General features: G+C 59.3%; 17 protein-coding genes and 1 pseudogene. 8 read left to right on the top strand and 10 right to left on the bottom strand.

Features of this window, described 5'->3' with window-relative positions:
- Positions 1–7 precede the first annotated feature (7 nt).
- Entirely contained in the window at positions 8–142 is a 135-nt protein-coding gene (rpmH, locus tag HX868_RS27050; protein WP_003213577.1) for a 50S ribosomal protein L34, read from the bottom strand.
- 584 nt (positions 143–726) lie between these two features.
- Here rpmH and dnaA point away from each other — a divergent pair.
- From dnaA to gyrB, 4 genes are read left to right on the top strand one after another with little or no spacing between them, the layout of a single operon-like run.
- On the top strand, positions 727–2,238 hold the full coding sequence (gene dnaA / locus HX868_RS27045) for a chromosomal replication initiator protein DnaA (RefSeq protein ID WP_177004960.1): 1,512 nt from the start codon (positions 727–729) through the stop codon (positions 2,236–2,238).
- A gap of 38 nt (positions 2,239–2,276) precedes the next feature.
- The gene (dnaN, locus tag HX868_RS27040; RefSeq protein WP_016970682.1) at positions 2,277–3,380 is read left to right on the top strand and encodes a DNA polymerase III subunit beta; all 1,104 of its coding nucleotides are present in this window, start codon (positions 2,277–2,279) and stop codon (positions 3,378–3,380) included.
- 20 nt (positions 3,381–3,400) lie between these two features.
- Positions 3,401–4,504 carry a DNA replication/repair protein RecF gene (recF, locus tag HX868_RS27035; protein ID WP_177004959.1) on the top strand — a complete coding sequence of 368 codons (1,104 nt, stop codon included), beginning with the start codon at positions 3,401–3,403 and terminating at the stop codon, positions 4,502–4,504.
- Between the two features lie 4 nt (positions 4,505–4,508).
- Positions 4,509–6,926 carry a DNA topoisomerase (ATP-hydrolyzing) subunit B gene (gyrB, locus tag HX868_RS27030; protein ID WP_016978723.1) on the top strand — a complete coding sequence of 806 codons (2,418 nt, stop codon included), beginning with the start codon at positions 4,509–4,511 and terminating at the stop codon, positions 6,924–6,926.
- A 106-nt stretch (positions 6,927–7,032) separates the two neighbouring features.
- Here the strand turns inward: gyrB and HX868_RS27025 are convergent, their stop codons facing one another.
- The gene (locus HX868_RS27025) at positions 7,033–7,755 is read right to left on the bottom strand and encodes a response regulator transcription factor (protein ID WP_095014090.1); all 723 of its coding nucleotides are present in this window, start codon (positions 7,753–7,755) and stop codon (positions 7,033–7,035) included.
- Between the two features lie 257 nt (positions 7,756–8,012).
- Here HX868_RS27025 and HX868_RS30955 point away from each other — a divergent pair.
- A pseudogene (locus tag HX868_RS30955) lies at positions 8,013–8,193 on the top strand (hypothetical protein); the annotation flags it as partial.
- Positions 8,194–8,196: 3 nt separating this feature from the next.
- Positions 8,197–10,476, top strand: coding sequence for a CHASE2 domain-containing protein (locus HX868_RS27020; protein ID WP_177004958.1), 2,280 nt, complete (start codon positions 8,197–8,199; stop codon positions 10,474–10,476).
- Between the two features lie 180 nt (positions 10,477–10,656).
- On the opposite strand, the gene HX868_RS27015 is transcribed toward HX868_RS27020, so the two are convergent.
- The 4 genes from HX868_RS27015 to glyQ all read right to left on the bottom strand — a co-directional run bounded on the left by HX868_RS27015 (position 10,657) and on the right by glyQ (position 15,052).
- Positions 10,657–11,427, bottom strand: a complete 771-nt coding sequence (locus tag HX868_RS27015) for a lysophospholipid acyltransferase family protein (RefSeq protein ID WP_016978726.1) — start codon at positions 11,425–11,427, stop codon at positions 10,657–10,659.
- Between the two features lie 81 nt (positions 11,428–11,508).
- On the bottom strand, positions 11,509–12,045 hold the full coding sequence (gmhB, locus tag HX868_RS27010) for a D-glycero-beta-D-manno-heptose 1,7-bisphosphate 7-phosphatase (RefSeq protein WP_177004957.1): 537 nt from the start codon (positions 12,043–12,045) through the stop codon (positions 11,509–11,511).
- A gap of 2 nt (positions 12,046–12,047) precedes the next feature.
- The gene (gene glyS / locus HX868_RS27005) at positions 12,048–14,102 is read right to left on the bottom strand and encodes a glycine--tRNA ligase subunit beta (protein ID WP_177004956.1); all 2,055 of its coding nucleotides are present in this window, start codon (positions 14,100–14,102) and stop codon (positions 12,048–12,050) included.
- Positions 14,099–15,052 carry a glycine--tRNA ligase subunit alpha gene (glyQ, locus tag HX868_RS27000; protein ID WP_003213601.1) on the bottom strand — a complete coding sequence of 318 codons (954 nt, stop codon included), beginning with the start codon at positions 15,050–15,052 and terminating at the stop codon, positions 14,099–14,101. Before glyQ ends, glyS begins: the two co-directional genes overlap by 4 nt.
- An 81-nt stretch (positions 15,053–15,133) precedes the next feature.
- On the opposite strand from glyQ, the gene HX868_RS26995 reads away from it, so the two are divergent.
- Both HX868_RS26995 and HX868_RS26990 read left to right on the top strand, forming a co-directional pair.
- Positions 15,134–15,691, top strand: coding sequence for a DNA-3-methyladenine glycosylase I (locus tag HX868_RS26995; protein ID WP_177004955.1), 558 nt, complete (start codon positions 15,134–15,136; stop codon positions 15,689–15,691).
- Between the two features lie 40 nt (positions 15,692–15,731).
- Positions 15,732–16,619 carry a lysophospholipid acyltransferase gene (locus HX868_RS26990; protein WP_177004954.1) on the top strand — a complete coding sequence of 296 codons (888 nt, stop codon included), beginning with the start codon at positions 15,732–15,734 and terminating at the stop codon, positions 16,617–16,619.
- Positions 16,620–16,730: 111 nt separating this feature from the next.
- On the opposite strand, the gene HX868_RS26985 is transcribed toward HX868_RS26990, so the two are convergent.
- Genes HX868_RS26985 through fmt form a run of 4 tightly spaced genes read right to left on the bottom strand, consistent with a single transcriptional unit; the run spans position 16,731 to position 20,738 of the window.
- Positions 16,731–17,042, bottom strand: coding sequence for a tetratricopeptide repeat protein (locus tag HX868_RS26985; protein WP_177004953.1), 312 nt, complete (start codon positions 17,040–17,042; stop codon positions 16,731–16,733).
- 42 nt (positions 17,043–17,084) lie between these two features.
- Positions 17,085–18,458: a Trk system potassium transporter TrkA gene (gene trkA / locus HX868_RS26980; RefSeq protein ID WP_010207735.1), complete on the bottom strand. Its 1,374-nt coding sequence runs from the start codon at positions 18,456–18,458 to the stop codon at positions 17,085–17,087.
- Between the two features lie 22 nt (positions 18,459–18,480).
- Positions 18,481–19,791 carry a 16S rRNA (cytosine(967)-C(5))-methyltransferase RsmB gene (gene rsmB, locus HX868_RS26975; RefSeq protein WP_177004952.1) on the bottom strand — a complete coding sequence of 437 codons (1,311 nt, stop codon included), beginning with the start codon at positions 19,789–19,791 and terminating at the stop codon, positions 18,481–18,483.
- Positions 19,788–20,738, bottom strand: a complete 951-nt coding sequence (gene fmt / locus HX868_RS26970) for a methionyl-tRNA formyltransferase (protein WP_177004951.1) — start codon at positions 20,736–20,738, stop codon at positions 19,788–19,790. Before fmt ends, rsmB begins: the two co-directional genes overlap by 4 nt.
- Positions 20,739–20,760: the final 22 nt, after the last annotated feature.

Below are 20,760 nucleotides of genomic sequence, written 5' to 3'. Positions count from 1 at the left end.
CGGATTATCAAACTGCCAGACGCGCACGACCTTTGGCGCGGCGACGCGACAGGACAGCACGGCCGTTCTTGGTGGCCATGCGAGCACGGAAGCCGTGGGTACGGGCGCGTTTGATGGTGCTTGGTTGGAAAGTACGTTTCATGGCGTTGTTACCTGGTTCGTCCACAACGGGCCGGAATGGCCCCCGTTTTAAGAGACCGGCGATTCTAGAGAAAGCAAGCCTCTAGGTCAATTTCCAACCAGCTTTTCCTTTAATTAGATATCTACCGCCCATCTGCCTTTTCTGTCCGCTCGGCTTTCCAAGGTCAGGGCATAGATATAAAAATAAAGAAGGAAGTTATTTAAAGCTTTTCTGTAAAGCTTATAAAAGCTAGGCAGGACTTTCTCTGTGGATAACTACCTTGAGGCCATATTCCACCTGATGTACAGAGAATGACAACACGGGGGAGAAACGGTGCTCTGCCTGTGCTGCACTACCGGATAAGCTGTGTGTGGAATGGGTTGTTATCCACAGGCCAGTTACCCACAGACTTTCGACCCCACTTGTACAACGACCTTAGGTAGGCTTATCCACAGAGCTTATGCACAGACCATTGGTCGCCTTTATTACCGTTAAGACGTTGATTTTGGCCGGCCTGTGATCAAGCTACATGTGGATAAGTGGGCGGCTCGCCGCTACAATGGCGGCTGTTTTTGCCTCACCGGCTTTCAACTTAGGGGATATCCGTGTCAGTGGAACTTTGGCAGCAGTGCGTGGAGCTTTTGCGCGAAGAGCTGCCTGCCCAGCAATTCAACACCTGGATCCGTCCGCTACAGGTCGAAGCCGAAGGCGACGAGTTGCGTGTCTACGCGCCCAATCGTTTTGTTCTCGACTGGGTCAACGAGAAGTACCTGAGCCGCGTTCTCGAATTGCTCGATGAACATGGCAACGGCCTTGCGCCCGTGCTCTCCTTATTAATAGGCAGCAAACGTAGCTCGGCGCCTCGCGCTGCACCGAATGCGCCACTGGCCGCGGCTGCGTCGCAAGCCCAGGCGGCGGCGGCACCTGCTGTCAGTGCGCCGGCGCCTGCACCCTCCAAAGCATCTGCGCAAAAAAACGCAGCAGAGAGTGAAGAGCCGTCCCGCGACAGCTTCGACCCGATGGCAGGCGCAGCCTCCCAGCAAGCCCCGGTCCGTGCCGAACAGCGCACCGTGCAGGTCGAAGGCGCGCTCAAGCACACCAGCTACCTGAACCGTACGTTCACCTTCGAGAACTTCGTTGAAGGTAAATCCAACCAACTGGCTCGTGCAGCCGCTTGGCAGGTAGCCGATAACCCCAAGCACGGTTACAACCCGCTCTTCCTTTATGGCGGCGTTGGCTTGGGTAAGACCCACTTGATGCACGCTGTGGGTAACCACCTATTAAAGAAGAACCCGAATGCCAAGGTCGTGTACCTGCACTCGGAGCGCTTCGTGGCTGACATGGTCAAGGCCTTGCAGCTCAACGCCATCAACGAGTTCAAACGGTTCTATCGTTCGGTTGATGCGTTGCTGATCGATGATATTCAGTTCTTTGCCCGCAAAGAGCGTTCCCAGGAAGAGTTCTTCCACACCTTCAACGCCCTGCTCGAAGGTGGCCAACAGGTCATCTTGACCAGCGACCGTTATCCGAAAGAAATCGAAGGCCTGGAAGAACGTCTGAAATCACGCTTCGGCTGGGGCCTGACCGTTGCGGTAGAGCCGCCGGAGCTGGAAACCCGCGTTGCGATCCTGATGAAAAAGGCCGACCAGGCCAAAGTCGATTTGCCGCACGACGCAGCGTTCTTCATCGCCCAGCGTATCCGCTCCAACGTGCGTGAGCTGGAAGGCGCACTCAAGCGGGTCATCGCGCACTCTCACTTCATGGGCCGCGATATCACCATCGAGCTGATTCGCGAATCCCTGAAGGACTTGCTGGCACTGCAGGACAAATTGGTGAGTGTGGATAACATCCAGCGCACCGTGGCCGAGTACTACAAGATCAAGATTTCCGACCTGCTGTCCAAGCGCCGTTCGCGCTCGGTGGCACGTCCTCGGCAGGTGGCCATGGCACTCTCCAAAGAGCTGACCAACCACAGCCTGCCGGAAATCGGTGATGTGTTTGGCGGACGCGACCACACTACGGTCTTGCACGCGTGCCGCAAGATCAATGAACTTAAGGAATCCGACGCGGATATTCGCGAGGACTACAAGAACCTGCTGCGTACACTGACCACTTGATGACACCAGCGCAGCTTATTAAGGCAAGGGACTAGACCATGCATTTCACCATTCAACGCGAAGCCCTGTTGAAACCCCTGCAACTGGTCGCAGGCGTCGTCGAGCGCCGACAGACCTTGCCGGTGCTTTCCAACGTATTGCTGGTAGTCGAAGGCCAGCAATTGTCCTTGACCGGTACTGACCTGGAAGTCGAGCTGGTCGGTCGTGTACAGCTGGAAGAGCCTGCCGAGCCGGGCGAGATCACCGTACCGGCGCGCAAGCTTATGGACATCTGCAAAAGCCTGCCGAACGACGCGCTGATCGACATCAAGGTCGATGATGCGAAGTTGGTGGTCAAAGCCGGCCGCAGCCGTTTCACCCTGTCCACGTTGCCGGCCAATGATTTCCCGACAGTGGAAGAAGGCCCTGGCTCGCTGACCTGCAGCCTGGAGCAGAGCAAACTGCGTCGCTTGATCGAGCGCACCAGCTTCGCCATGGCTCAGCAGGACGTGCGTTACTACCTCAACGGCATGCTGCTGGAGGTGTCGGAAGGCATCATTCGCGCCGTGGCCACCGATGGTCACCGTCTGGCCATGTGCTCGATGCGCGCCGATATCGGTCAGCCAGACCGCCACCAGGTGATCGTACCGCGCAAAGGTATCCTTGAACTGGCGCGCCTGCTCACCGAGCCGGAAGGCAACGTCAGCATCGTGTTGGGCCAACACCACATTCGTGCGACCACCGGCGAGTTCACCTTCACTTCCAAGCTGGTTGACGGCAAGTTCCCGGATTACGAGCGCGTGCTGCCTAAAGGTGGCGACAAGCTGGTACTGGGTGATCGTCAGGCGCTGCGTGAAGCGTTCAGCCGTACCGCGATTCTTTCCAACGAGAAGTACCGTGGTATCCGCCTGCAACTGGCCAACGGTCAGCTGAAAATCCAGGCGAACAACCCGGAGCAGGAAGAAGCGGAAGAAGAAGTGGGCGTCGACTACAACGGCGGCTCCCTGGAAATCGGCTTCAACGTGAGCTACCTGTTGGACGTACTGGGTGTGATGACCACCGAACAGGTTCGCCTGATTCTGTCGGACTCCAACAGCAGCGCCCTGGTGCAGGAATCTGACAACGACGACTCGGCTTACGTTGTCATGCCGATGCGCCTGTAATCATGCTCAGCAGAAGCTAGATGTCCCTCAGTCGCGTCTCGGTCACCGCGGTGCGCAATCTGCACCCGGTGACCTTCTCCCCCTCCCCCCGCATCAATATCCTCCACGGCGCCAACGGCAGTGGCAAAACCAGCGTGCTGGAAGCCATTCATCTGCTGGGGCTCGCCCGATCCTTTCGCAGTGCTCGTTTGTTACCGGTGATTCAGTACGAGCAATTGGCGTGCACTGTGTTTGGGCAGGTCGAACTCGCTGAGGGTGGGCACAGCAGCCTGGGGATATCCCGTGATCGCGGCGGAGAGTTCCAGATTCGCATTGACGGGCAAAATGCGCGCAGTGCAGCGCAGTTGGCCGAGATCCTGCCGCTGCAATTGATCAACCCCGACAGTTTCCGTCTGTTGGAAGGTGCGCCAAAAATCCGCAGGCAATTCCTCGATTGGGGAGTGTTCCACGTGGAACCGCGTTTCATGGCCACTTGGCAGCGCCTGCAGAAGGCCCTGCGGCAGCGGAACTCATGGCTGCGGCATGGTACACTTGACGCCGCTTCGCAAGCGGCCTGGGACCGGGAACTGTGCCTTGCCAGCGACGAAATAGATGAATACCGCCGTGCCTATATCAAAGCCTTGAAACCAGTCTTTGAACAGACCTTGAGTGAGTTGTTGGATCTCGAGGGTCTGACGCTGAGTTACTACCGTGGTTGGGATAGAGAACGTGAACTGAGTGCAGTGCTCGCGACGTCCTTGCAACGGGATCAGCAAATTGGTCATACCCAGGCCGGACCCCAACGGGCTGATTTGCGTCTTAGATTAGGCGCTCACAATGCTGCGGACATCTTGTCCCGTGGCCAGCAGAAGTTGGTGGTGTGTGCGCTGCGTATCGCCCAGGGCCATCTGGTTAGCCAGGCCCGACGCGGTCAGTGTATTTATCTGGTGGATGACTTGCCGTCGGAACTCGACGAGCAACACCGCCGCGCGCTATGCCGCTTGTTGGAAGAATTACGCTGCCAGGTGTTTATCACCTGTGTAGACCACGAATTATTGAGGGAAGGCTGGCAGACGGAAACGCCAGTCGCTTTGTTCCACGTGGAACAAGGCCGTATCACCCAGACCCACGACCATCGGGAGTGAAGGCATGAGCGAAGAAAACACGTACGACTCGACCAGCATTAAAGTGCTGAAAGGTTTGGATGCCGTACGCAAACGTCCCGGTATGTACATTGGCGACACTGATGACGGTAGCGGTCTGCACCACATGGTGTTCGAGGTGGTCGACAACTCCATCGACGAAGCTCTGGCCGGTCACTGCGACGACATCAGCATCATCATCCACCCGGATGAGTCGATTACCGTGCGCGACAACGGTCGCGGCATCCCGGTAGACGTGCACAAAGAAGAAGGCGTTTCGGCAGCAGAGGTCATTATGACCGTGCTCCACGCCGGCGGTAAGTTCGACGACAACTCCTATAAAGTTTCCGGCGGTTTGCACGGTGTAGGTGTGTCGGTAGTAAACGCCCTTTCCGAAGAGCTGATCCTGACCGTTCGCCGCAGCGGCAAGATCTGGGAACAGACGTACATCCACGGTGTTCCGAAAGAGCCGATGAAAATCGTTGGTGACAGCGAAACCACCGGTACTCAGATTCACTTCAAACCTTCGGCTGAAACCTTCAAGAATATCCACTTCAGCTGGGACATCCTGGCCAAGCGGATTCGTGAACTGTCCTTCCTGAACTCCGGTGTGGGTATCGTCCTCAAGGACGAACGCAGCGGCAAGGAAGAGCTGTTCAAATACGAAGGCGGCCTGCGTGCGTTCGTTGAATACCTGAACACTAACAAGACTGCGGTCAACCAGGTGTTCCACTTCAACATCCAGCGTGAAGACGGCATCGGCGTGGAAATCGCCCTGCAGTGGAACGACAGCTTCAACGAGAACCTGTTGTGCTTCACCAACAACATTCCTCAGCGCGACGGTGGTACTCACTTGGTGGGTTTCCGTTCCGCACTGACGCGTAACTTGAACACCTACATCGAAGCCGAAGGCTTGGCCAAGAAGCACAAAGTCGCCACCACCGGTGACGATGCGCGTGAAGGCCTGACCGCGATTATCTCGGTAAAAGTGCCGGATCCCAAGTTCAGCTCCCAGACCAAAGACAAGCTGGTGTCTTCCGAAGTGAAGACTGCCGTGGAACAGGAGATGGGCAAATACTTCTCCGACTTCCTGCTGGAGAACCCGAACGAAGCCAAGCTGGTCGTCGGCAAGATGATCGACGCCGCACGTGCCCGTGAAGCCGCGCGTAAGGCCCGTGAGATGACCCGCCGTAAAGGCGCATTGGATATCGCTGGCCTGCCAGGCAAACTGGCTGACTGTCAGGAGAAGGACCCTGCCCTCTCCGAACTTTACCTGGTGGAAGGTGACTCTGCTGGCGGTTCCGCCAAGCAGGGTCGTAACCGTCGCACCCAGGCCATCCTGCCGTTGAAAGGTAAGATCCTCAACGTCGAGAAGGCTCGCTTCGACAAGATGATTTCTTCCCAGGAAGTCGGCACCTTGATCACGGCATTGGGCTGCGGTATTGGCCGTGACGAGTACAACATCGACAAACTGCGTTACCACAACATCATCATCATGACCGATGCTGACGTCGACGGTTCGCACATCCGTACCCTGCTGCTGACCTTCTTCTTCCGTCAGTTGCCGGAGCTGATCGAGCGTGGCTACATCTACATCGCTCAGCCGCCGTTGTACAAAGTGAAAAAGGGCAAGCAAGAGCAATACATCAAAGACGACGACGCCATGGAAGAGTACATGACGCAGTCGGCCCTTGAAGATGCCAGCCTGCACTTGAACGACGAGGCGCCGGGTATCTCCGGTGAGTCGCTGGAACGCCTGGTAAACGACTTCCGCATGGTGATGAAGACCCTCAAGCGTCTGTCGCGCCTGTACCCTCAGGAACTGACCGAGCACTTCATCTACCTGCCGGCCGTCAGCCTGGAACAGTTGGGTGATCATGCAGCAATGCAGGATTGGCTGGCTCAGTACGAAGTGCGCCTGCGTACCGTCGAGAAGTCTGGCCTGGTGTACAAAGCCAGCCTGCGTGAAGACCGTGAACGTAACGTGTGGCTGCCAGAGGTCGAGCTGATCTCCCATGGCCTGTCGAACTACGTCACCTTCAACCGCGACTTCTTCGGCAGCAACGATTACAAAACCGTGGTGACCCTGGGCGCACAACTGAGCACCCTGTTGGACGACGGTGCTTATATTCAGCGTGGCGAACGCAAGAAGCAGGTCAAGGAATTCAAGGAAGCCCTTGATTGGCTGATGGCGGAAAGCACCAAGCGCCACACCATCCAGCGATACAAAGGTCTGGGTGAAATGAACCCGGATCAACTGTGGGAAACCACCATGGACCCAGCCCAGCGTCGCATGTTGCGCGTGACCATCGAAGACGCCATTGGCGCGGACCAGATCTTCAACACCCTGATGGGTGATGCGGTCGAGCCTCGTCGTGACTTCATCGAAAGCAATGCCTTGGCGGTTTCCAACCTCGACTTCTGATCCCGGTAAGCCTGCCAAACCAAAAAGGCCAACGCTTAGCGTTGGCCTTTTTTATTGGGTGAAAATCAGCGAATTTGAAAATGCTCCACGTGGAACATCAGCGTAATCAGCCTTGAGAAGCTGCCGCTACACTCTCCAATCGATACCCATACCCATAGATCGTCAGCAACTGCCAACCCCGATCCGCCGTCAGCCCCAGCTTGTTTCGTAGTCGGTAGATATGCGTATCCAGCGGCCGTGAAGACACCATTTCTTCATGGGTCCAGAACCGCTCGTAGAGGTACTCGCGAGAAAGGGGGCGTGCCAGGTTGGCAAACAGGCAGCTAGCCAAACGGTACTCACGCTCCGTGAGGTTGATCGGTTTGCCCGCGCGGGTCACGGTCAATTCAGCATCATCAAAGGTCAAGTCATTGAAACTCTGCACTTCGTGGGTGGCAGACTTTTGCAGTCCATGCCGACGCAGAACCGCGGTGACCCGTGCTTTCAGTTCATTAGGACGGAAAGGTTTGCTGACGTAATCATCTGCGCCGCTGTTGAGCGCGGTGACGATATCGCTCTCGGCATCACGGCTGGTGAGCATGATGACGGCGGGCGGCGACTCCATGTGTTCGCGGGTCCAGCGCAGCAATGCGATCCCGGTGATATCCGGCAGTTGCCAGTCGAGTATCAGCAGGTCGAAGGTTTCCCGGCGCAGTTGGCGGAGCAGGTCTTCTCCACGTTCGAAGCAGTGCAGGGACCAGGGCTGTTCGGTGGTGCTGGGGATTTGTCGCAGTGTCTGTTCCACCCGGCGCAGTTCGGCGGGCTCGTCATCCAGTATTGCGACACGCATGGGTGGGTCCTTTCATTTGAAGAGTGCGGCAGCCGTCGGCCAGTGTTTGAATCTGAAGAATTGTGCGCAGATTCATCGACCCCTCGGATCTCTCTATACGCTGGGATCAATGAGCGGTTAACCCATTGAAAGTCCTCGATACCAATGTGGGAAAGATACCGGCTCCTGACGCTGAGGAAAAGGATCAGCCGACGCATGCGCTGCCGTAAACTCTTGTGCACTGATGTCCGATACCCGCTGGGATTGGCAGCGCCCCCACCGACAGAGCCTTTATGAACATCCAGCAGAAAACTTTTCCAGCATGCCGAAAATGAGCTTCACTGGGCTCAAAGCCTCGTTCTTCACGTGCGCTTGTCGGCTTACGACGAAAACGGCCTTGAGGGAGAAACCGGGGTCTATGACATCTTCTACTACCCACCCACTGCTCAGGTGCGTTGACCGATGATGCTCTGGGGCAAGGCCGAGAAACGCCAACCCACCCATGCTCAGCGCTTGTTCCACGGACTGGTGCGCGAGTGGTTGTGGATAGGTTTGCTGCTGCTGCCTATCACCGCCTACCTGTCGCTGAGCCCTGGCCTTGCCTTGAATAATCCGTTGTACGACAGCCTGCGTCGCCTCACGCCACTGCCAGTCGATCCGCGTGTCTTGCTGGTGACGATCGATGACTCCAGCCTGAAAAAGCTCGGCCGATGGCCTTGGCCACGCAGCGTGCACGCCGACCTGATCGACCGCCTGAGCGCCGCGCAGCCCGCAGGCATTTTGTTCGATGTGATCTTCAGTGAGCCTGGAGATCCTGCCAATGACAAACGCCTGGCCGAGTCGGTCTGTAACGCTGGCAATGTCTTGCTGCCTCTGGTGCGTGAAGGGGCTGCGAACTATAGCCAGCCGGACACGCAGGTGATGCCCCTGCTCAAATGCGCCAAAGGCTTGGGCCACATCAATGTTGAAGCGGACAGCGATGGCGTGGTCCGCAGCCTCTACCTGCGTGAAGGTCCGGCCGAGGCCACGGCGCCGCAATTGGCCTGGTTGGCCTATGAGATGAGTGGCGAGTTGTCTGAAATGCCTGGCGAGCCTCTGCAATCGCTCACTGAGCACTGGCATCGGGAACACGCTATTCGCATCCCGTTTATTGCCACCCATACCCATTTTCCCAGCGTGTCCTACGCCAGCGTACTACGCGGTGAAGTCGCTCCCGAGCAACTGCGTGGTCGTCTGATTCTAGTGGGGTCGACAGCATCCGGTATGGGCGATCGATTCGTCACACCTGTGTCTTCGACGATTGGCACCACGGCAGGCGTAGAGATCCAGGCCAACGTGCTGAATGGCTTGCTTCAAGGCCGCAGCATCGTTGATCTGCCAGGCTGGCTCGCGGCCTTGATGGCGACCTCGTTGGTGGCATTGCTCCTGGGCCTGCTGCTCTATCGCCCACGCTATGCGTTATGGATGACGTTGGGCTGCATGGCCGTCGCATTACTCGGTTCCCTGGCCCTGTTGCGCCTGGGGCACTGGTGGTCGCCTGCGGCCTGCCTGATTGGCTTGCTGCTCAGTTACCTGATCTGGAACTGGCGCCGCCTCAGTGTGATCCTCGCCTACTTTGGCTGGGAACTGGCACGTCTGGACAACGAACCCAAAGTCCTGCCCGAACGCCGCCGTGCACCCGCCAGTAAAGGCGACGTACTGCAGGCGCGTATCTTTGCCCTGGAGCAAGCTGTAAGCCGTACGCGTGACACACGGCGCTTTATGGCCGATGGCCTGGAGTGCCTGCCGGTGGCGACGCTGATTACCGATCCCAAGGGCAATATCCTGCTGGCCAACCGCATTGCGCGGGAAGTGTTCGGTAATGAGCTGGTTACCCATAACCTGCTGGAGCAGCTGGCCGATCTGGGCTATCCGCCGCTGCACAATGGCGTGCGCCCTGCCCTATCAGTGCTGGAGCTTGTGGAATTCCGAGACATCCACCAACGCAGCTTGCGCATGGAGCTTGCACCCTTGCTGCCGGCTGAAGGCGACGTCGCCCTCGGTTGGCTGCTGAGCCTGACGGATTTGAGTAAGGAGCGCGAAGCCCAGCAACACCGCGAGACGATGTTGCGGTTTCTCTCTCACGACCTGCGTGCCCCCCATTCAGCGATCCTTGCGCTGCTAGATGTGCATAACGGTGAATCCCCAGTTTTTGCCCAAATCGAACAGCAGGTTCGCCGGGCCTTGGGCCTCACCGAATCCTTCGTGCAATTGGCGAAAGCCGAGGCTGACGGTTACCAGTTCCAGCCGACGCTGTTTGCCATGCTGGTCATGGATGCCTTTGACCAAGTGGCGCTGATTGCCCAGCTCAAGGGGATTCATCTGGTTCACGACTTGGACGAGGCCGATGAAGGCATGGTGTCGGCTGATCAGTCACTGCTCACACGGGCGTTGTTCAATGTGCTGGAGAACGCCATCAAGTATTCACCTTCCGGGACGACCGTGAGGTTGAGGCACAGCAGCGCAGAAGGCTGGTTGGAATGCCGTATCAGTGACCAGGGCCCGGGGATTGCTGCAGAGGACCTGCCGGAGCTGTTCAGCCAGTACCGTCGCTTCGATTCGGCTCAAGGCAGCGAAGGCCTGGGGTTGGGGCTGACGATGGTCAAGGCCGTGGTAGAGCGTCACGGTGGGCACATCGCTTGCGAAAGTGTGGTGGGTAAAGGCACCACATTCAGCATTCGACTGCCGTTGCTGGAAGACTGAAAAACGTACTTTATGCTGTGCATAAAAAACCGGTCGCAAGGACCGTTTTTTTTATGCGGAAAAAACTTATGCACCTTTTTCGCGATTTTATGAGCTTGGGAAATATGTAGGTAAATCAGCTTCTTATAAGACAAAAAAGCTGATTCGCCAACAAACCGTACACAGGTTATCCACAGATGCTCAGATGACCGGCGTGTCGACTACAACCGGCTCCGGCGGCAGCGAACCCATGGCCCGTTGCTGGGCTTCATTCCACGCCTGGGCACGGTCATTCAACGCGGCGATGGCGCGGGGTCCTTCACCCTCGGCGTACATCGGTTCGCCAATCACCACGGTAATGGTGCCTTCGCGTTTAGCCCAGCCGGTCTTTGGCCAGAACTTGCCGGCGTTATGCGCAATTGGCAGCACCGGCAGATGCGCGTTGACCGCCAATGCTGTACCACCGCGTGAGAACTTACCTACCGTGCCGTAGGGCACACGTGTGCCTTCGGGGAAGATCAGCACCCAAACACCATCCTTGAGCAGCTCGTCGCCCTTCTTGGCCACGTGCTTGAGCGCGGCCTTGGGGTTATCACGGTCGATGGCGATCGGACGCAGCATGGCCATGGCCCAGCCGAAGAACGGCACGTACAACAGCTCACGCTTGAGCACCTGGCTCAGCGGCGAGAAGTACGCCGACAGGAAGAACGTCTCCCAGGTGCTCTGGTGGTTCGACAGAATCACGCAAGGCTGGTCCGGGACATTTTCCGCACCCTTGACCTCGAAACGGATGTTCAGGAACACCTTGGTCAGCCACAACGCGCAGCGGCACCAATAGACGTTGATAAAGCGATAGCGCGCCTTGAATGGCAAAAAGGGCGCAATAAAAAAGCTCAGGGTGCACCAGAGAAACGAACTGGTGCCCAGCAGCAGGTAAAAGAAAAAGGTTCTGATGGCCTGCAAAATCGACATGGCGGCATTTACCGTTGCGGGACACGGCCCGCCTGCTAAAAGCGCACTCCCGAGCAATCCTTGTTCAGGAAGTCGAGGGTGCTAGTTGTTGATAAGTTCTGCGGCAACGGCCGCCAGATCGTCAAAAATCAAGGTGCCTACCGGCAGGTTTTTCGCCTGGGTCTTTTCGCCTTTTCCGGTCTTAACCAAAACTGGCTGAGAGTCGACGGCTTTGGCCGCCTCCAGGTCACCGAGGCTGTCCCCGACGAACCATATCCCAGCTAACGGCACCTTGTAATGTTCTGCAATGGTTTTCAACATGCCCGGCTTGGGTTTGCGGCAATCGCAACCCTCATCCGGCCCGTGAGGGCAATACACCACCAACCCCACCTCACCATCCTGCTCGGCCACCAACGTGCGCAAGCGCGCGTGCATGGCGTCCAGAGTGTCGATGTCGTAGTAACCACGGGCGATGCCGGACTGGTTGGTGGCGATGGCCACCGTCCAGCCGGCTTTGCTCAACTGCGCGATGGCCTCGATCGAGCCGGGCAGTGGAATCCATTCCGCCACCGACTTGATGTAAGCGTCGGAGTCGTAATTGATCACCCCGTCCCGATCGAGAATCAGCAGTTTCAACATGGTCAGCTCAGCGTCGAAATGTCAGCGATATTGACGAACAGACCGCGCAGGCGCGCCAGCATGGCGTAGCGGTTTTTGCGCACGCCAGCGTCTTCGGCATTGATCATCACGGCTTCGAAGAACGCATCCACCGGGTCACGCAAGGTGGCCAGGCGCGCGAGCGCTTCGGCGTAGTTGCGTTCGGCGATCAGCGGTTTCACTGCCGTCTCCGCTTTGGCGATGGCCGAGTTCAGCGAGAACTCCTTGGCATCGGCAAACAGACCAGGGTCGACGTCAGCATTGCCCAGGCCTTCGGCCTTGCTCAGCAGGTTTGACACACGCTTGTTCACGGCGGCCAGGGCGTCGGCTTCCGGCAGTTTGCGAAAGGCCTGCACGGCTTGTACGCGCTGGTCGAAGTCCAGCGCCGAACCCGGTTGCAGGGCACGTACCGCCAGGTACACCGACACGTCCACGCCTTCGTCTTCGTAACGCGCACGCAGGCGGTCGAACACAAACTCCAGCACTTGCTCGGCCAGGCCGGCTTGCTTGACCTTGGCACCGAACTGGCCGACGGCAAACACCACGGCCTGGGTCAGGTCGAGGTCCAGCTTCTTGTCGATCAGGATACGCAGCACACCCAGGGCCGCACGGCGCAGGGCATAGGGGTCTTTGCTGCCGGTTGGCAACATGCCGATACCGAAGATACCCACAAGGGTATCCAGCTTGTCGGCGATGGCCACGGCTGCACCGGTCAGGGTGGTCGGCAGTTCAGCGCCGGCACCGCGTGGCATGTACTGCTCGTTCAGCGCCAGGGCAACATCGTCTGGCTCGCCGTCGTTGAGGGCGTAGTAGTAGCCGGCAACGCCTTGCATCTCCGGGAATTCGCCGACCATCTCGGTCGCGAGGTCGCACTTGGACAGCAGGCCCGCACGCGCAGCCCAGGCGGAATCGCCACCAATGCGTGGCGCAATGTAGGCGGCCAGCTTGGAAACCCGCACGGCCTTGTCGTAGACGCTGCCGAGTTTTTCCTGGAACACCACGTTCTGCAGGCGCAGGTTGAAGTCTTCCAGCTTCTGCTTCTTGTCTTGCTTGAAGAAGAACTCGGCGTCAGTCAGGCGCGGGCGAACGACTTTCTCGTTACCGGCGATGATCTGCTGCGGGTCCTTGCTTTCGATGTTGGCCACGGTGATAAAGCGCGGCAGCAACTTGCCGTCCACATCCAGCAGGCAGAAGTACTTCTGGTTGTCCTGCATGGTGGTGATCAGCGCTTCTTGCGGCACATCGAGGAAACGCTCTTCGAACGAACACACCAGCGGCACCGGCCATTCAACCAGCGCGGTCACTTCGTCGAGCAGGCTTGGCGGCACGATGGCGGTGCCTTCCTGCAGGCGGGCCAGCTCTTCGGTACGCTTGCTGATCAGCTCGCGACGCTCGTTGGCGTCGGCCAGCACGTAGGCGGCACGCAGGTCGGCGGCGTAGTTGGCCGGCGAGGTGATGCGTACAGCTTCAGGGTGATGGAAGCGGTGGCCGCGGGAATCACGACCGGCTTTCTGGGCAAGGAGGGTGCAATCGATGACTTGGTCACCGAGCAGCATCACCAGCCATTGGGTCGGACGTACGAACTCTTCCTTGCGAGCGCCCCAGCGCATGCGCTTCGGGATCGGCAGGTCGTTCAACGAGTCTTCAACGATGGTCGGCAACAGGCTGGCGGTCGGCTTACCGGTGATGACCTGGCTGAAACGCAGTTTCGGGCCGCTCTGGTCGATCTCGCTCAGCTCGACGCCACACTTCTTGGCAAAACCAAGGGCGGCTTGAGTTGGGTTGCCTTCGGCATCGAAAGCGGCCTGGCGCGGTGGGCCGTCGAGGTTGATGTTGCGGTCCGGCTGCTGGGTTTCCAGCGCGGTCAGCAACACGGCCAGGCGACGTGGCGCGGCGTAGACTTTCTTCGCGGCGAATTTAAGACCGGCGGTCTGCAGGCCTTTTTCGATACCGGCCAGGAACGCGTCGGCCAGGGTGTTCAGTGCCTTGGGTGGCAGCTCTTCGGTGCCCAGTTCAACCAGGAAATCTTGAGCACTCATTGTGCAGCCTCCAGCTTAGCCAACACTTCATCACGCAGGTCCGGGGTTGCCATCGGGAAGCCCAGCTTGGCGCGAGCCAGCAGGTAGGCTTGGGCGACGGAACGCGCCAGGGTGCGTACACGCAGGATGTATTGCTGGCGCGCGGTGACCGAGATGGCACGACGGGCATCCAGCAGGTTGAAGGTATGGGAGGCCTTCAACACCATTTCATAGCTTGGCAACGGCAGCGGCTGGTCGAGTTCGATCAGGCGCTTGGCTTCGCTTTCATAGAAATCGAACAGTTCGAACAGCTTCTCGACGTTGGCGTGTTCGAAGTTGTAAGTGGACTGCTCCACCTCGTTCTGGTGGAACACGTCGCCGTAGGTGACTTTGCCGAACGGGCCGTCAGCCCACACCAGGTCGTAGACCGAGTCCACGCCTTGCAGGTACATGGCCAGGCGCTCAAGGCCGTAGGTGATTTCGCCGGTCACCGGGTAGCACTCGATGCCGCCCGCTTGCTGGAAGTAAGTGAACTGCGTGACTTCCATGCCATTGAGCCAGACTTCCCAGCCCAGGCCCCAGGCGCCCAGGGTCGGCGATTCCCAGTTGTCTTCGACAAAACGGATATCGTGGACCAGCGGGTCCAGGCCCACATGCTTGAGCGAGCCCAGGTACAGTTCCTGGAAGTTGTCCGGGTTCGGCTTCAGGACCACCTGGAACTGGTAGTAGTGCTGCAGACGGTTCGGGTTTTCGCCGTAGCGGCCGTCAGTCGGGCGACGACTGGGCTGCACATAAGCGGCGTTCCAGGTTTCCGGGCCGATGGCCCGCAGGAATGTAGCGGTGTGGAAAGTGCCGGCGCCTACTTCCATATCGTAGGGCTGAAGTACCACACAACCTTGCTCGGCCCAGTATTGCTGGAGGGCGAGGATCAAGTCTTGGAAGGTACGCACGGCTGGCGTAGGCTGGCTCACGAAATTCACCTGTTACTTGGGCTGCGATTTAAAGAGCGGGAGTATACCCGATTCGGCCGCGCCACCATCCCCTGGAGCCTTATGCCACGCTGCTTTTGGTGTTCTGAAGATCCGCTGTACATGGCTTATCACGATCAGGAGTGGGGAACGCCGCTGCGCGATGCGCAGGGTTTGTTCGAGTTGCTTTTACTCGAAGGGTTCCAGGCAGGCCTTTCCTGGATCACTGTTTTACGCAAACGCGAGCATTATCGAAAGGTCCTGTTCGGTTTTGATGCACAACGGTTGGCGCGGCTCACCGATGATGAAATCGAAGCATTGATGCTCGATCCGGGCATCGTGCGCAATCGCCTCAAGCTCCAAGCCACCCGCCGCAATGCCGCAGCCTGGTTGGCGCTGGAGGACCCGGTGGGGTTGCTCTGGTCCTTCGTTGGCGGTAAGCCCAAGGTCAATAACTTCAAGGACCGCAGCGAAGTGCCGGCGATTACACCGCAGGCTGAGGCCATGAGCAAAGCCCTGAAAAAAGCCGGTTTCACCTTTGTCGGGCCGACCATTTGCTATGCGTTCATGCAGGCCTCGGGCATGGTCATGGACCACACTCAAGACTGCGACCGTTACGCGGACTTGGCCAACGCCGGTTAGAATGCCGGCTTTGCGCACCACACACGATCAGGAGTGACCTGTGGAAAAGTTTAAAGGCGCCTTGCTGGTAGGCGCTCTCCGGTTGTTTGCCCTGCTGCCCTGGCGCGCTGTCCAGGCCGTCGGCACGGCGATTGGCTGGATCATGTGGAAAACCCCCAACCGCTCCCGCGACACGGTGCGGATCAACCTGTCCAAATGCTTCCCGGACATGGACCCGGCCGAACGCGAAGCGCTGGTCGGCCGCAGCCTGATGGACATCGGCAAGTCCCTGACCGAAAGCGCCTGCGCCTGGATCTGGCCGGCGCAGCGCTCCATCGACCTGGTGCGTGAAGTCGAAGGCCTGGAAGTGCTGCACGAAGCCCTCGCCTCGGGCAAAGGCGTGGTCGGGATCACCAGCCACCTGGGCAACTGGGAAGTGCTGAACCACTTCTATTGCAGCCAGTGCAAACCGATCATTTTCTACCGCCCGCCCAAGCTCAAGGCGGTGGATGAATTGCTGCGCAAACAGCGCGTGCAACTGGGCAACCGGGTGGCTGCGTCGACCAAGGAAGGCATCCTCAGCGTGATCAAAGAGGTGCGCAAGGGCGGCCAGGTGGGCATACCGGCCGATCCAGAGCCGGCGGAATCCGCGGGGATCTTCGTACCGTTCTTCGCCACTCAAGCGCTCACCAGCAAATTCGTGCCGAACATGCTCGCGGGTCACAAGGCGGTGGGCGTGTTCCTGCATGCGCTGCGGCTGCCGGACGGTTCGGGTTACAAAGTGATCCTGGAAGCGGCGCCGGAAGACATGTACAGCACCGACACCGCCACGTCCTGCGCGGCGATGAGCAAAGTGGTGGAGCGTTATGTCGGCGCGTATCCGAGCCAGTACATGTGGAGCATGAAGCGCTTCAAGAAACGCCCGCCGGGTGAAGAGCGGTGGTATTGACGGCTACCCGCACACTGTAGGAGCGAGCTTGCTCGCGAAGATCTCTAACGATAACGCGTACACGCATGAATGCTCGCGGTGCTTTTGAGTTCTTCGCGAGCAAGCTCGCTCCTACAGTTGTTTTTCCAACTTCTTGAGAAATACGGTCATCTCTTTTTCGGCCTGTTTGTCGCCATGGGCCTTGGCCGCTTCGATGCCCTTCTCCCACGCCAGCCGCGCCGCCGCACGATCATTCAGCCCCAACTGCGCCTTACCCAACAACTTCCACGCCGCCGAATACTTCGGATCAAACTCGACGCACTTCTGCAGATGCTCCGCCGCCTTGGCGTCGTCCTTTACGTCCAGATAACCCTTGCCCAAACCAAAGCGCAGCAGCGAGTTATCCACACCCTTGGCCAGCATTTTTTCCAGAGACTCAAGCATACAAAGGACCCTGTAGGAGCCGGCTTGCCGGCGATAGCGTCATCAGAAAAAACTCAGGCCCACGTGGAACAACTTCTCCACATCGCGGATATGTTTCTTGTCCACCAGAAACAGAATCACATGGTCCCCGGTTTCGATCACCGTATCGTCGTGGGCAATGATCACCTCTTCATCACGAATGATCGCGCCAATGGTGGTGCCTGGCGGCAAGCCGATATCGCGGATGGCCTTGCCGATCACCTTGCTCGACTTGGAATCACCGTGGGCAATCGCCTCGATGGCTTCCGCCGCACCCCGGCGCAGGGAGTGCACGCTGACGATATCGCCACGGCGCACGTGGGCCAGCAAGGTGCCGATGGTGGCCAACTGCGGGCTGATGGCGATGTCGATATCGCCACCCTGGATCAGGTCCACATAAGCCGGGTTGTTGATGATGGTCATCACCTTCTTCGCGCCCAGCCGCTTGGCCAGTAGCGATGACATGATGTTGGCTTCGTCATCGTTGGTCAGGGCCAGGAAGATATCCGCGTCGGCGATGTTCTCTTCCATCAGTAGGTCGCGATCCGAGGCGCTGCCTTGCAGTACGACGGTACTGTCGAGGGTGTCGGACAAATGCCGGCAACGTGCCGGGCTCATCTCGATGATCTTCACCTGGTAGCGGCTTTCGATGGCTTCGGCCAAACGTTCACCGATCTGCCCGCCGCCGGCGATGACGATGCGTTTATAGGTCTCGTCAAGGCGGCGCATTTCGCTCATGACGGCACGAATATTCGCCTTGGCGGCGATGAAAAACACTTCATCGTCGGCCTCGATCACCGTATCGCCCTGAGGCAGGATCGGGCGGTCACGCCGGAAAATCGCCGCGACGCGGGTTTCCACATTGGGCATGTGCTCGCGCAATTGGCGCAGTTGCTGGCCCACCAGCGGGCCGCCGTAGTAGGCCTTCACGGCGACCAGTTGCGCCTTGCCGCCGGCAAAGTCGATCACTTGCAAGGCACCCGGAATTTCGATCAGGCGCTTGATGTAGTGGGTCACCACTTGCTCCGGGCTGATCAGCACGTCGACCGGAATCGCGTCGTTGTCGAACAGACCGGCGCGGGTCAGGTAGGCCGCTTCGCGTACACGGGCGATTTTGGTCGGGGTGTGGAACAGGGTATGGGCGACCTGACAGGCGACCATGTTGGTTTCGTCGCTGTTGGTCACGGCCACCAGCATGTCGGCATCGTCGGCACCGGCCTGGCGCAGCACCGTCGGGAACGATGCACGGCCTTGTACGGTGCGGATATCGAGGCGGTCGCCCAGGTTGCGCAGGCGCTCGCTGTCGGTGTCGACCACCGTGATGTCGTTGGCTTCGCTGGCCAAATGTTCGGCCAGCGTGCCACCGACTTGCCCTGCCCCAAGGATGATGATTTTCATCCGGTCACTCCCTTAAAACCATTCAGCCGCGCGCGGCGGCGATCTTGATCAGTTTGGCGTAGTAGAAGCCATCGTGTCCGCCTTCTTGCGCGAGCAACTGGCGGCCGTGGGGCTGCTTGATGCCAGCCGTGGTGGCGAGGTCCAGCTCCCGGGCGCCGCTGGTGCGGGCGAGGAAGGCTTCGATCACCTCGGTGTTTTCCGTCGGCAAGGTGGAACAGGTGGCGTAGAGCAGGATGCCGCCGACTTCCAGGGTCGGCCACATTGCGTCGAGCAGTTCGCCTTGCAGCACGGCCAGGGCGGCGATGTCGTCGGGTTGGCGGGTGAGCTTGATGTCCGGGTGGCGGCGGATCACGCCGGTGGCGGAACAGGGTGCATCGAGCAGGATGCGCTGGAACGGCTTGCCGTCCCACCAGGTGGCGGTGTCACGGCCGTCGGCGGCGATCAGCTCGGCGCTGAGGCCCAGACGAGCGAGGTTTTCGCGCACGCGCACCAGGCGTTTGGCTTCCAGGTCGACAGCGACCACACCTGTCAGGTCTTTTTCGACTTCCAGGATGTGACACGTCTTACCGCCTGGCGCGCAGCACGCGTCGAGCACGCGCTGGCCCGGCGCCAGGTCGAGCAGGTCGGCGGCCAGTTGAGCGGCTTCATCCTGCACGCTGATCCAGCCTTCGGCAAAGCCCGGCAGACTGCGCACGTCAGTGGCGGCTTCGAGCACGATGCCGTCGATGCTGTACACGCACGAGGTGGCATTGATGTCGGCGTCGGTGAGCAATTGCAGGTACGCGTCACGGCTGTGATGACGACGGTTGACCCGCAGGATCATCGGCGGGTGCGCATTGTTCGCTGCGCAAATGGCTTCCCACTGCTCAGGCCAGAACGCCTTCAGGGATTTTTGCAGCCAGCGCGGATGGGCAGTGCGCACCACCGGGTCATGTTCCAGCTCGGCCAGCAGCGCTTCGCTTTCGCGCTGGGCGCGGCGCAGCACGGCGTTGAGCAGGGCCTTGGCCCAGGGTTTTTTCAGCTTGTCGGCGCAACCGACCGTTTCGCCGATAGCGGCGTGGGCGGGCACGCGGGTGTAGAGCAGTTGATAGAGGCCCACCAGCAGCAGCGCCTCGACATCCGCATCGGCCGCCTTGAACGGCTTTTGCAGTAATTTGGTTGCCAGCGCCGACAAACGCGGCTGCCAGCGGGCCGTGCCAAAGGCCAGGTCCTGGGTGAAACCGCGATCGCGGTCCTCGACCTTGTCCAACTGAGTCGGCAACGAACTGTTCAGCGAAGCCTTGCCTTGGAGGACGGCAGCGAGAGCCTTGGCGGCGGCCAGACGTGGGTTCATTGGGCAGCCCCGAGGAGAGTACCCACGGCAAATTTCTCACGACGGCTGTTGAACAAATCGCTGAAATTCAGCGCCTTGCCACCGGGCAATTGCAGACGAGTCAGGCACAGTGCTTGTTCACCGCAGGCGACCAGCAGGCCGTCCTTGCTGGCGCCGATGATCTCACCGGGAGCGCCTTTGCCCTCGGCCAAGGTGGCGGCCAACACTTTCAAGGCTTCGCCGTTGAGGGTGCTGTGGCAGATCGGCCACGGGTTGAACGCACGCACCAGACGCTCCAGCTCCAGGGCCGGGCGGCTCCAGTCGATGCGCGCTTCGTCTTTGTTCAGTTTGTGGGCGTAAGTGGCCAGGCTGTCGTCCTGCACCTCACCTTCCAGAGTGCCAGCAGCCAGGCCGGCGATGGCCTGGATCACGGCGGGCGGGCCCAGCTCTGCAAGGCGGTCGTGCAGGCTGCCGCCGGTGTCTTCGCCGGTGATCGGGGTGGTGACCTTGAGCAGCATCGGGCCGGTGTCCAGCCCTGCTTCCATGCGCATCACGGTCACGCCGCTTTCGCTGTCACCGGCTTCCACGGCGCGCTGAATCGGCGCCGCACCGCGCCAGCGAGGCAGCAATGAGGCATGGCTGTTGATGCAGCCCAGGCGTGGGATATCCAGCACCGCTTGCGGCAGGATCAAGCCGTAGGCCACCACCACCAACAGGTCCGGCTTCAGCGCCGCCAGTTCGGCCTGGGCCTCGGCGTTGCGCAGGGTCGGCGGTTGCAGCACGGGAATGTTGTGCTCCAGCGCCAGTTGCTTGACCGGGCTCGGCATCAGTTTTTGCCCACGACCGGCCGGGCGATCCGGCTGGGTGTACACCGCGACGATGTCATAAGGGCTGGCAAGCAGGGCCTTGAGGTGTTCGGCGGCAAATTCAGGCGTGCCGGCAAAAACAATGCGCAGTGGCTCGGTCATGGGAGGTCTCGGTTAAAAGCAG

It is taken from the genome of Pseudomonas reactans (assembly GCF_013385825.1).
Classification (GTDB): domain Bacteria; phylum Pseudomonadota; class Gammaproteobacteria; order Pseudomonadales; family Pseudomonadaceae; genus Aquipseudomonas; species Aquipseudomonas reactans.
This window is presented reverse-complemented; position numbering and strand designations above follow the sequence as displayed.

Excerpts from the sequence above, each read along its gene's own strand:
- fmt (WP_177004951.1), bottom strand. The coding sequence starts at position 20,738 with ATGACCGAGCCACTGCGCATTGTTTTTGCCGGCACGCCTGAATTTGCC.
- recF (WP_177004959.1), top strand. The coding sequence starts at position 3,401 with ATGTCCCTCAGTCGCGTCTCGGTCACCGCGGTGCGCAATCTGCACCCG.
- HX868_RS26985 (WP_177004953.1), bottom strand. The coding sequence starts at position 17,042 with ATGCTTGAGTCTCTGGAAAAAATGCTGGCCAAGGGTGTGGATAACTCG.
- gyrB (WP_016978723.1), top strand. The coding sequence starts at position 4,509 with ATGAGCGAAGAAAACACGTACGACTCGACCAGCATTAAAGTGCTGAAA.
- dnaN (WP_016970682.1), top strand. The coding sequence starts at position 2,277 with ATGCATTTCACCATTCAACGCGAAGCCCTGTTGAAACCCCTGCAACTG.
- trkA (WP_010207735.1), bottom strand. The coding sequence starts at position 18,458 with ATGAAAATCATCATCCTTGGGGCAGGGCAAGTCGGTGGCACGCTGGCC.
- glyS (WP_177004956.1), bottom strand. The coding sequence starts at position 14,102 with ATGAGTGCTCAAGATTTCCTGGTTGAACTGGGCACCGAAGAGCTGCCA.
- rpmH (WP_003213577.1), bottom strand. The coding sequence starts at position 142 with ATGAAACGTACTTTCCAACCAAGCACCATCAAACGCGCCCGTACCCAC.
- rsmB (WP_177004952.1), bottom strand. The coding sequence starts at position 19,791 with ATGAACCCACGTCTGGCCGCCGCCAAGGCTCTCGCTGCCGTCCTCCAA.
- HX868_RS27015 (WP_016978726.1), bottom strand. The coding sequence starts at position 11,427 with ATGTCGATTTTGCAGGCCATCAGAACCTTTTTCTTTTACCTGCTGCTG.
- gmhB (WP_177004957.1), bottom strand. The coding sequence starts at position 12,045 with ATGTTGAAACTGCTGATTCTCGATCGGGACGGGGTGATCAATTACGAC.
- HX868_RS26995 (WP_177004955.1), top strand. The coding sequence starts at position 15,134 with ATGCCACGCTGCTTTTGGTGTTCTGAAGATCCGCTGTACATGGCTTAT.
- HX868_RS27025 (WP_095014090.1), bottom strand. The coding sequence starts at position 7,755 with ATGCGTGTCGCAATACTGGATGACGAGCCCGCCGAACTGCGCCGGGTG.
- HX868_RS27020 (WP_177004958.1), top strand. The coding sequence starts at position 8,197 with ATGATGCTCTGGGGCAAGGCCGAGAAACGCCAACCCACCCATGCTCAG.